The sequence below is a fragment of the Kaistella sp. genome (assembly GCF_041824135.1).
Lineage (GTDB): Bacteria > Bacteroidota > Bacteroidia > Flavobacteriales > Weeksellaceae > Kaistella.
Map to the genome: position 1 here is coordinate 22,530 of NZ_JBGZYM010000094.1, position 11,262 is coordinate 33,791.

General features: G+C 37.5%; 10 protein-coding genes and 2 tRNA genes. 10 read left to right on the forward strand and 2 right to left on the reverse strand.

Annotated features, from left to right (window positions below; translation table 11 throughout):
* Positions 1-41 precede the first annotated feature (41 nt).
* From ACEYOS_RS12110 to ACEYOS_RS12140, 7 genes are all read left to right on the forward strand, one after another.
* On the forward strand, positions 42-722 hold the full coding sequence (locus ACEYOS_RS12110; protein WP_373708116.1) for a MotA/TolQ/ExbB proton channel family protein: 681 nt from the start codon (positions 42-44) through the stop codon (positions 720-722).
* A complete protein-coding gene (locus tag ACEYOS_RS12115; protein WP_373708117.1) occupies positions 722-1,120 on the forward strand; it encodes an ExbD/TolR family protein in 399 nt (132 codons plus the stop codon). The genes ACEYOS_RS12110 and ACEYOS_RS12115 overlap by 1 nt, the downstream gene beginning before the upstream one ends.
* A gap of 35 nt (positions 1,121-1,155) precedes the next feature.
* Entirely contained in the window at positions 1,156-2,028 is an 873-nt protein-coding gene (locus tag ACEYOS_RS12120; RefSeq protein WP_373708118.1) for a ferric siderophore ABC transporter substrate-binding protein, read from the forward strand.
* 174 nt (positions 2,029-2,202) lie between these two features.
* Positions 2,203-3,441, forward strand: coding sequence for a folylpolyglutamate synthase/dihydrofolate synthase family protein (locus ACEYOS_RS12125; protein ID WP_373708119.1), 1,239 nt, complete (start codon positions 2,203-2,205; stop codon positions 3,439-3,441).
* Positions 3,442-3,493: 52 nt separating this feature from the next.
* Positions 3,494-3,568, forward strand: a tRNA-Val gene (locus ACEYOS_RS12130).
* Positions 3,569-3,608: 40 nt separating this feature from the next.
* Positions 3,609-3,683, forward strand: a tRNA-Val gene (locus tag ACEYOS_RS12135).
* Between the two features lie 132 nt (positions 3,684-3,815).
* The gene (locus ACEYOS_RS12140) at positions 3,816-5,351 is read left to right on the forward strand and encodes a YifB family Mg chelatase-like AAA ATPase (RefSeq protein WP_373708120.1); all 1,536 of its coding nucleotides are present in this window, start codon (positions 3,816-3,818) and stop codon (positions 5,349-5,351) included.
* A 77-nt stretch (positions 5,352-5,428) separates the two neighbouring features.
* Here ACEYOS_RS12140 and ACEYOS_RS12145 read toward each other — a convergent pair whose 3' ends face one another.
* Positions 5,429-6,538: a DUF3078 domain-containing protein gene (locus ACEYOS_RS12145; RefSeq protein ID WP_373708121.1), complete on the reverse strand. Its 1,110-nt coding sequence runs from the start codon at positions 6,536-6,538 to the stop codon at positions 5,429-5,431.
* Between the two features lie 151 nt (positions 6,539-6,689).
* Between ACEYOS_RS12145 and ACEYOS_RS12150 the strand changes: the two genes are divergently transcribed.
* The 3 genes from ACEYOS_RS12150 (at position 6,690) to gdhA (ending at position 10,141) form a co-directional block, all read left to right on the forward strand.
* Entirely contained in the window at positions 6,690-7,460 is a 771-nt protein-coding gene (locus ACEYOS_RS12150) for a rhomboid family intramembrane serine protease (protein ID WP_373748089.1), read from the forward strand.
* A gap of 28 nt (positions 7,461-7,488) precedes the next feature.
* Positions 7,489-8,598, forward strand: a complete 1,110-nt coding sequence (dprA, locus tag ACEYOS_RS12155; RefSeq protein WP_373708123.1) for a DNA-processing protein DprA — start codon at positions 7,489-7,491, stop codon at positions 8,596-8,598.
* 184 nt (positions 8,599-8,782) lie between these two features.
* The gene (gdhA, locus tag ACEYOS_RS12160) at positions 8,783-10,141 is read left to right on the forward strand and encodes an NADP-specific glutamate dehydrogenase (protein ID WP_373708124.1); all 1,359 of its coding nucleotides are present in this window, start codon (positions 8,783-8,785) and stop codon (positions 10,139-10,141) included.
* Between the two features lie 151 nt (positions 10,142-10,292).
* Here the strand turns inward: gdhA and ACEYOS_RS12165 are convergent, their stop codons facing one another.
* On the reverse strand, positions 10,293-10,583 hold the full coding sequence (locus ACEYOS_RS12165) for a hypothetical protein (RefSeq protein ID WP_373708125.1): 291 nt from the start codon (positions 10,581-10,583) through the stop codon (positions 10,293-10,295).
* Positions 10,584-11,262 lie beyond the last annotated feature (679 nt).

An 11,262-nucleotide genomic window follows, 5' to 3' on the forward strand; every position in this document is an offset into this window, starting at 1 on the left:
AAGGTAATTTTGACGTTCAATTTTAAAATTAAAAAGTACACATGTTTTTACAAACTCCAACGCAAATCATTAATACGACTACAGAAAAGCACGTTTTTTCACTTTGGGAAATTCTTTTCGGAGGCGGTATCGTCGGAAATATTATTATGATTGCCATTTTTCTTTTAGGGATTTTAGCACTCTATATCTTTTTAGAAAGATACTTCTTCATCAAAAGAGCTTCAAAACAAACTCCGAATTTTTTAGAAAATATTAAAGATTTCGTGCAGGAAGGAAAGATTACCACCGCAGTTGATTATTGTAAAACCATCGATTCTCCGGAAGCCAGAATGATCGAAAAAGGATTGGCCCGAATCGGAAGACCTATTTCTGACATCTCGAATGCAATGCAAAATCAAGGACAGTTGGAAGTTTCGAAGCTGGAGAAAAATCTCAACATATTAGCTTCTGCCTCTGGAGCAGCACCAATGTTAGGGTTTCTGGGAACGGTAGTTGGAATGATCATGGCGTTTTTTGAAATCTCCAATGTTACCGGCGCGGTGAGTCCTAAACTTTTAGCGACTGGGATTTATACGGCGATGGCGACAACTGCAATCGGATTGTTTGTCGGAATCCCTGCTTACTTTTTCTATAATATTTTGGTAACCAATGTTGATCGTTTGGTTTTGAAAATTCAAACGCATGTTAATGACTTTCTGGATACTTTAAACACCCCGTTATAATGGAGTTAAAAAGAAAAAACAGAGTTAATGCCGAGTTCAGTATGGCCTCGATGACAGATATTATTTTTCTGTTGTTGATTTTCTTCATGATCACAAGTTCTGCAATTAGTCAAAGTTCAATTGAAGTAAAATTACCCACTGCCGACACCGCGAACCCAAGTGTTCAGGACCCAGCAGTAGTGACCATTAAAGAAGACGGCAAGTATTTTGTAAACGATAAAGAGATTGCGAAAGAACAGCTGGAAAACTATTTGGTGACTACTTTAAAAGGAGAAGAAAAACCTTCATTTACCATCAGAGCCGATGAAAACACCAAACATAAAGATGTTGTTTTCGTGATGGGAATTGCAGAAAGCCATCAGTACAATTTAGCCATTGCAACCACTCAAGAACAATAAACGATTAATTCTCTAAAAAAGAAATCCGTCAAAAAATGGATTATATCATTCAACATAAAAAGAACGAAGAAAAAGACCGAAGACGAAGCGCAATCATTACGCTTCTGATCTCATTATTACTTTTCCTGGGAATCTTGTTTTATAAATTTACCAAAATCACCGAGAAACCAGAGCAAGTCACAACGATGCTCATTAATTTCGGAGACAATAGAGACGGCGCGGAAGTGGAGGAACCTACCAATCAAGAAGGCAGTTTGGCAGCCAATTCAGAAGTAACTGAACCGATTGAAGAAGTTGTTCCAGAAGCAAAGCCAGAACCGATAAAAGAAATGGTGAAGCCGGTTGTTAAAGAAAAAATAATTACGGGAACCAATACCAAGGTAAGCACTCCAAAAGCTGAAAAAGTAGTTAAAGCGAAAACTCCAACTAAATCTACTCCAGCGAAAACAACCACTCCGAAAAAGGCAAGTCCGGCAAAAGCAGCTACTCCTAATTCTACTACTGGAAGTGGCGATGGCAAAGGAACAGCAGCGATAGGAAATCTCTTAAAAGGTCGTGGAACCAAGACCGGAACTCAGGGAACTTCAGGAACCACTGGAAACGCGGGTGATCCGCTGGGTGGCGACGGAAATGGCGACAGTAAAATTGGTGTCGATAGAAAACTTGTCGGATTTATTCCTGGAACGATGGGTCGTGGTGGCGCACAACCATCGCACAATTGTTCAGCGAGTGGCAGCATTAATATCGCTTATACGGTTGACAAAGCCGGCAATGTGATCTCGGCGCGACGCTCAGGCGGTGTTTCCGATGCTTGTGTCGTCTCAACGTCGGTGAGTTGGGTGAAGAGATATGTGAAAGCAGAAAAATCAAACTCTTCCTCTACAGGAACTTACAGCATTACTTTCTAAATTTATTTGGGCGACTAATCTCCGTCTTCCGCTCCCAATCTTTTTTGCCATCATCCAAGTCCTATGCAAAAAAAGGATTTCCGCTCAAGCCGGGTCGCGATTCTGTTATAAAATAAAAACCAGATCCAAACCAAAAACTTGACCTTCTCAAAATATTTAAAAATTTTTTGTACCATGACAGATCAGCAATATCAAGAAGCGCTCGATTGGCTTTTTGTACAAATACCAAGCTACCAGACCGATGGAAAACAAGCTTACAAACCTGGCTTAGAAAACATTACTAAACTCTGCGCATTATTTGGTAATCCTCAGGAAAAACTAAAGATGATTCACATTGGTGGAACCAACGGAAAGGGTTCTACCAGCAATATGCTCGCTTCAGTTTTACAAGAAGCTGGTTACAAGATCGGACTCTATAATTCCCCACACCTCATCGATTTTACGGAAAGAATAAAAATCAATGGCGAAAACTGTGATAAAGAATTCGTTTATCATTTTATTCAAAAACTAAGAAATCTACCCAGCGAAATCACGCCTTCCTTCTTTGAATTCACGACCATCATGGCTTTCGAATATTTTTATCAAAAGAAAGTCGATTACGCCATTATAGAAGTTGGCTTAGGCGGAAGGTTAGATTCTACCAACATCATCTCTCCAATCGTTTCTGCGATCACCAACGTTGCTTTGGATCACCAGGATTTGTTAGGAAACACCATTGAAGAAATAACTAATGAAAAAGCTGGAATCATCAAACCAAATATTGCCATTATTTCAGGTGCAGATGATCTGGTGGTGAAAAATATTATTGAAGCAAAAGCATCCGACCTGAACACTTTATTTGTTGATGCAACTGCCATCAGCACCAATTTGAGATCTGATCTGCAAGGAAATTATCAGGAAAAGAACATTAAAGTAGTATTAGCGCTGATTAATGAATTGAAAAATGTCGGATTAAACATTTCAGAAAAAAACATTCAAGACGGACTTTTAAACGTACATCAAAACACCAACTTCATCGGTCGCTGGTTTGAGTTTTCGAAAGATCCACTCATCATTTGCGATACTGCTCACAACCAAGCCGGCTTAGAACTTGTTTTTGACCAGCTCAATTCAATTCCAAAATTCAAACATATCATTTTGGGTTTCGTGGCAGAAAAGAATATTACCGAAGTTTTACAGATTCTTCCAGGCAACGCTACCTTCTATTTTGCCAAACCTGCCAACAATCGGGGTCGTCACCCACAGGATTATGAAGATTTATTAAAAAAATCGAAAATAATTTATAAAATTTTTGAGACCGTTCAGGATGCGTATCTTTTTGCAAAACAACAACTTAAAAAAGATGAAATGATTTTTATCGGCGGAAGCAACTTTGTGGTCGGAGAATTTCTTCAAAAAAATTTGGAAGAATAGAAAATTTTTGTACATTTGCCGAACCAAAATTTGACACATCAAAAATGGTATCGGGCTCTTAGCTCAGTTGGTTCAGAGCATCTCGTTTACACCGAGAGGGTCGGGGGTTCGAATCCCTCAGGGCCCACCCAAGAAACCTCAGTTTATTCTGAGGTTTTTTTTAATTAGGGCAGTTAGCTCAGTTGGTTTAGAGCGCTGCGTCGACATCGCAGAGGTCACTGGTTCGAACCCAGTACCGCCCACAAAACTTCTCAAGAAATTGAGAAGTTTTTTTTGTTTTAAGCTATTTAAGGTTCTAGTTTTAAAACGGTTGCAGTCATTCTTTTCTAGAACATTGAGATTTATTTATTACTTTTAGTCTCAAAACACAAACCATGCTAGTAAAAATTTACGGAAGTGCCATTTTCGGAGTCTCTGCACAAACAATCACTATAGAGGTCAATATCGATACAGGCGGTGTTGGTTATCATTTGGTAGGTCTTCCTGACAACGCCATCAAAGAAAGCAGTTACCGAATTTCGGCGGCGTTGAAAAACATTGGTTTCAAAATACCTGGTAAGAAAATCACCATCAATATGGCGCCGGCCGATCTGCGCAAAGAAGGTTCTGCTTATGACCTGAGTATTGCCTTAGGTATTCTGGCGGCATCAGAGCAAATCAATGCCGAAGAAATCGGTAAATACATTATTATGGGCGAACTATCTTTAGATGGCGGATTATTGCCTATAAAAGGAGTTTTACCAATCGCCATTAAAGCAAAAGAAGAAGGATTTAAAGGAATTATTTTACCCAAACTCAATATTCGGGAAGCTGCCATCGTAAGTGATCTTGAAGTTTACGGAATTGACAACATCAAAGAAGTGGTCGATTTTTTTAACGAAGGAATTCCTTTAGAGAGAACTACGATTGATATTAGAAAAGAGTTTCAGGAAAAGGTTCATCATTTTCCCAATGATTTCTCGGAAGTGAAAGGTCAGGAAACCGCCAAACGCGCGATGGAAGTTGCAGCGGCCGGCGGACATAACATTATTCTCATCGGTCCGCCGGGAAGTGGCAAAACAATGCTTGCAAAGAGAGTTCCGACCATCTTACCACCACTAACCTTAAAGGAAGCTTTAGAAACGACTAAAATTCATTCTGTCGCGGGAAAGATCGGAACGGAAACTTCATTGATGACGGTTCGACCATTTCGCAGTCCGCATCATACTATTTCTGATGTTGCCCTTGTAGGCGGCGGAAGCTATCCTCAACCAGGCGAAATTTCATTAGCCCATAACGGCGTTTTATTTCTGGATGAAATGCCGGAATTCAAAAGAACGGTGTTGGAAGTCATGCGTCAACCTTTGGAAGATCGCGAAGTCACTATTTCCCGTGCAAAATTTACAGTCAACTATCCCGCAAGTTTTATGTTGGTTGCCAGCATGAATCCCAGTCCAAGTGGCTATTTCCCTGACGATCCCAACAATACTTCATCTCAGTTCGAGATGCAGCGGTATATGAATAAACTTTCCGGACCGCTACTCGACCGAATTGACATTCATATCGAAGTTCAAAAAGTAGAGTTTGAGCAACTTTCAGATAAAAGAAAAGGAGAACAAAGCGATGATATCAGACGGCGCGTTTTGATTGCTCGCGAAATCCAGAGTAACCGTTATAAAAATTCAGATATTCATTATAACGCGCAAATGGGTCCAAAAGAAATTGAGAAGTTCTGTGAACTTGATGAGACATCGCAAATCCTTATTAAAACTGCGATGGAAAAACTGAATCTTTCAGCGAGAGCCTATGATCGAATTTTAAAAGTCTCAAGAACGATCGCTGATTTAGAACAAGCGGAAACGCTTAATGCAGCTCATATTTCAGAAGCGATTCAGTACCGAAGTCTGGATCGTGAGTTTTGGAATGTATAAAAAATACCACTCCGAAATGAAGTGGTAATTTTTTAAAAAACTTTAAATTTTATTCTAAATAAAAGTCTCTTATCTAATTAATTGGTAACAAATGGTTTGATCATCTTTTTGTTTTCCTTTCTGATTTCAAAACCAAAATTATAAGAAAAGCCTACACCTAGAGTTTGTTTCATTTGTAGTTTTTGCATTTGATCGTGGTCGTACAAAAGATCTAAACTCACAACCGTAGTGATAAACTTATTAAATTTAATGTTGAGCGTTCCGTTATAAGAAATATCCACTCGATCTGCTTTAAAAATATAATTGCTAAAAAAATTGACTTGATTGACCAAGTTAATGTCTTTATAAATTTTCAGTCGATAAAGAATATTCACCAAAGCACCCAGTTCTGAACGAACCGACTGGCCATCCTTCTCCAAACCATACTTTCCTGCTTTCTGTAAATGAGGGTCATTAACAAAGGTAAATTTGCCATTGACCGGACGAAAAATAATCTGGAAATTCTCATTAGGGTTGTACAAAATACCGACCCCAGCATAAACATAACCGGGCGACATGAAACGCGAAATTCGATCTTCAAACGTTGGATCAGGAGTTAATGAATAATTATATCCCGCCGAGAACTGCGATAAAAACTGAAAACCTGTCGATAAATAAAAATTCTTTCCTACATCGTAACCATAGTTGGTCATCAGGTTAATGTAATCTTCGGTTTTACGCGAAGACTCGCCTTCTGACGACAGAAAACCATAACCTAACTGTATATTATTGTCTAAAAAATGCCTGTTATTTTTATAACTGATGTTATAATTTATTTTGCCGATAATACCAATGCTGTTATTACCACCAGAGTTCCAGTTAGAAAAAGATGACTGATTGAACGTCATGCTGTTTTGGCCATAGTAAAACCATTTAATAGGATCTTTTAACTGCAATATATTATAAGGCGTTACCGGAATGTTTTCATCCTTTTCGATGATCACATCACGGTTTCGAATAACGATCGTATCTTTAAAATGGACCTCAAATTTCTCAAACTTTGGATCAGCTAAGCTGTCAATATTCAGCGTGGTTGAATTCCATCTGTTTTGTGAGATTGAATCGATTTCGGCCAAAACGTGTTTATCGTTTTGCGAAAAAGCGAAGATTGATATAAATGTCAGAATTGTAGTTAGCAGATTTCTCATAGTTTGCAAATTTAAGACAAACAAACAAGTTTATAAAATTCATTCTATAGCCTTTTCGTACTTTTTGTCTGATTTTATTTACATTTATAAAAAGATTTAGTCAATATTGTCCAATAATCATTTTGGTCACGCTTTTGTCAAAAAGAACATCATGCTAAAAAACCACTTGAATCTCAACGCCATACGAAACGCAGCCATCATGGTAGCGGCGATGTGGTTCGGATATTTTCTCCAATATATGGGTTGGTTTACTGGGTGTTCGGGCGCGATCATTCCGCTCAATCCACATGGATTAAAAGGAATTTTCCTCTCTCCGTTTTTGCATGGAAGTCTGGAACATATTTTTGGGAATTCAGTTCCTATTTTTGTTTTGGTATTTCTTCTTTATCAATTCTATCCGTTTATTGCGAAGAAGGTATTTTTGCTCGGCTGGATCTTAACTGGGTTTTTAGTTTGGCTTTTACCACCAATTGATATTTATACTGGTGAATTTAACACAGTTTGCATTATCGGTGCCAGCGGAATTGTCTATGTTTTGGCATTCTTCATATTTTTCAGCGGCGTATTCCGGTGGAACATGAAATTCTTAACCGTGTCTTTGGTTGTTGCGCTGTATTATGGAAGTTTAATTTGGGGCGTATTGCCGGAAGAATTATTTTCTAATCTTGCAGAACCAAGCAGAATTTCCTGGCAATCGCATTTATCAGGTGCTGTGATTGGAATAGTGATGGCTTTTATTTTTCGAAAATCAGGTGAAAGAACATTGAAATTTATCTGGGAATTCCCGAATTATTATAGTGAAAAAGATGATAAACTGTGGCAGGAATACAAAGAAAATCATCCGGACGATTTTTTAGAACTTCCTTATAAAAAGAAAGAAAATGTTTGGGAACGGTTAGATGAACTTCGGAAGAATGAATAAATTTTGATACTTTTGATAAAACTTCATTATGCGTTCCGAAGAAAATCTTTACTCTATTGCGCTGCGGCACTGTCCTTTAATCGGAGATGTAATTTTCCGAAAGTTGGTGGGTGAAATTGGTTCTCCGAAAGAAGTATGGGAACTTTCAAAATCAGGATTGCAAAATATTTTTGGCATCGGTCGAAAAATAGCAGTCGAAATTGGTAACCCGGAACATTTAAGATTTGCTGAAAAAGAAATTGCATTTTGTGAGAAAAATGGCATTAAAATCAATCTTCGGCATCTTGGTGATTTACCAACATTATTAAATGAATGTGAAGATGCTCCGGCAATTTTATATCAAAAAGGAAATTTTGACTTCTCCCGAAAAGCCGTAAGCATTGTGGGTACAAGAAATATTTCAGCTTACGGAAAACAATTTATTCAAGACTTATTAATTGCTGCTAAAAGTGAAAAGATCATCACCATAAGTGGTTTGGCTTTGGGTGCAGACGCTGAGGTTCATGAAGTTTCCATCAAAAACAATATTCCGACTGTTGCAGTTTTAGCACATGGTTTTCATACCCTTTATCCATCAAGAAATCGAAAACTGTCTCAAAAAATACTGGAGGAAAACGGCGTGTTATTCACCGAATTCAATTCTACTCAAAAGCCTGATCGCGAGAATTTTATTCAGCGAAACCGCGTGATCGCAGGTTTGGCACCGGCAACAATTGTGGTCGAAACCGCTTTTGGCGGAGGCTCGATAAGCACAGCAACATTTGCTAACAATTACAACAGAGAAGTTTATGCTTTGCCCGGCAGAATTGATGAAAAATACAGTCAGGGTTGCAACCAACTTATCCATCAAAATAAAGCCGCCGTAATTTCTACCATCTCAGCCCTTATTGAGCAACTCGGTTTTGCGGATGATGTTGAAAAAACAGACGAACTTTTCCCCGTTTCTGAGGTTAGAATTTTATTACCAGATCATCAACAAAATATTTTAAATACGCTCGATCGCAAGATTCCATTCTCATTAGATGAGCTTGCGCAGAAATTAGAAATCCCGACTTATAAAATTTTACCCGATTTGTTACAATTAGAAATTTTGGGATATATAAAAGCACTTTCTGGACGACAATATCTTGCAATTTAACTTTTAAACATTTTTAAAAAAATACTAAACCTCGAATTACTTTCAATTTTTAATGTTTTAAATGTCTATTTTATGAATTTAATAAAAATAAACTCTAAATTTATTAATAATTCAACAATACACAAAGTTTTTCTTGTAAGTTCTGAAAAAACGTTAAATTTGTTAGTAATAATTCTCAATTCATATGGAACATTACAACGTAGAGCAGAAAATTCAGGAATTTATCGCACACATTGAAGCGAAAAATCCAAATGAACCAGAGTTCTTACAAGCTGTAAAAGAAGTTGCTGCCACAGTAATTCCTTTCATTGCAACTCGTAAAGAATACAATGGTATGAAACTTTTAGAAAGGATGGCAGAACCAGAAAGGACCATTATTTTCCGCGTTCCATGGGTTGATGATTCTGGTGAAATTCAAGTAAACAGAGGTTTTAGAATTCAAATGAATTCTGCAATTGGTCCTTACAAAGGAGGAATTCGTTTTCATCCGACTGTGAATTTATCTGTTCTTAAATTTTTAGCATTCGAACAAACTTTCAAAAACTCTTTAACAACTCTTCCAATGGGTGGTGGTAAAGGAGGTTCTGATTTTGATCCACAGGGAAAATCAAATATGGAAGTAATGCGTTTTTGTCAGGCATTTATGACAGAAATGTGCAAATATATCGGACCTGAAACCGATGTTCCTGCCGGAGATATTGGAGTTGGCGCCAGAGAAGTTGGCTATTTATTTGGTCAGTACAAAAAAATCAGAAATGAATTTACTGGCGTACTAACAGGAAAAGGATTGGCTTACGGTGGTTCCTTAATTCGTCCGGAAGCAACCGGATATGGTGTTGTTTATTTCTGTGAGCAAATGTTGAAAACAATCGGGCAAGAAGTGAAAGGAAAAACCTTTGCCGTCTCTGGCTTCGGAAATGTTGCTTGGGGTGTTGTAAAAAAAGTAAATGAATTAGGCGGAAAAGTGTTAACTATTTCTGGTCCTGATGGCTACGTATATGATGAAGACGGAATTTCTGGTGATAAAGTAGACTATCTACTACAGCTTCGGGCCTCTGGAAATAACAGAGCAGAAGATTTCGTAAAAAAATTCCCTAGTGCTAAATTCTACGCAGGAAAACGTCCTTGGGATGTTAAATGTGATGTAGCAATTCCAGCCGCAACGCAAAATGAATTATTATTAGAAGATGCTCAGGCATTGGTTGCAAACGGCGTGCTTTGTGTAACTGAAGCAGCGAACATGCCTTCAACTTTGGATGCTATAAATTATTTCCTGGACAGCAAAGTTTTGTTCTCCCCTGGAAAAGCTTCTAATGCTGGTGGTGTAGCAACTTCCGGATTAGAAATGACTCAGAATTCAATTCGTTTGAACTGGTCGTCTGAAGAAGTTGATGCAAGATTAAAAGAAATTATGATCGGCATTCACAAGGCTTGTAGAGACTACGGTAAAGAAGAAGACGGTTACGTTAACTATGTAAAAGGAGCCAACATCGCCGGCTTTGTAAAAGTTGCCGAGGCAATGTTAGCGCAAGGTGTGGTATAAAAAATCGAAGCCGGAGTTTTACTCCGGCTTTTTTCATCAATCCTGTCCCGGGCTAATGGGAAAAAAGTAAAGTGAAAGGATAAAAAGCATTGAAAATTCAATGCTTTTTATTATTTAGGTCGGTCCTGATTGTTGGTCAGTTTAATGATTCTTACTCTACGATTTCTTTTTTAGCTTTTTGAGTGTTAAGCGTTTTCTCGGTAGCTTTAACATCTTCTGCTTCTCTCATTTGCATGTCTTCTGTTTTCTTCTGATCTTCAGCTTTAACTTCTACAGGTTCTGCATTCATAGAATCTACAGCTTGCATTTCGGCTTTTACTTCTGCTTTTTGTAGAGTTTCTATTTTAGTCGCTTTCTGCATTTTTGTACTCTCTTTCTTCTGTGCAGATGCAAATGTAATTCCGGCTCCTAGTAATACGATTGCTAACATTGACTTTTTCATAAAATAATTTTATTGGTTAATACCCATCAATAACGCAGAATATCATTTTTATACATTGACGCTAACAAAGTTTAACGCACTTTATAAAAGATTGGGAAAGTAAACGCTTACTCTAAATTTTTCTTTAATTTTTTTACAAACTCAAAATCCATAAGACCTACATTAGTATTCTTAATAATAATCGGTTTCCGAAAATCTGATTCTGAGTGTAAATTATGCCAAATAAAGTCCTTACTGATATTTATCTTTAGGAGCATCCAGATTTTCGCTTCTTCCAAAACCAGTCCCGCTCTTCGTTACAATCCCTTCATTTAGCGCTCGCTCGCTCGCACTTCATTCCGGGGATTTTCACTGCGATTGGGGCTATGAGTTCGGACAGTTATATCTCGAAAAAGATATGGGAAATAAATAAAAAGTCGCTCTGAGTATTTATAAGAAAAAAAATATATCTTAGTGATTAGAAATAATTCTTACGAATAGCAGACAAATCCCTACGAAATACATTGTATTTGTCTGATAAATTAGGACATATATACAAGTTAGCTGTAATCTCACAAAAAACTGATATCTAAATGAAAAACTGTATTTTTTTATTATTTCTACTTTTTCTTTCTCTGAAGATTGATGGACAGACTCAAAGATTTATTTATGAATATTCATTTAAACCTGACTCTCTAAA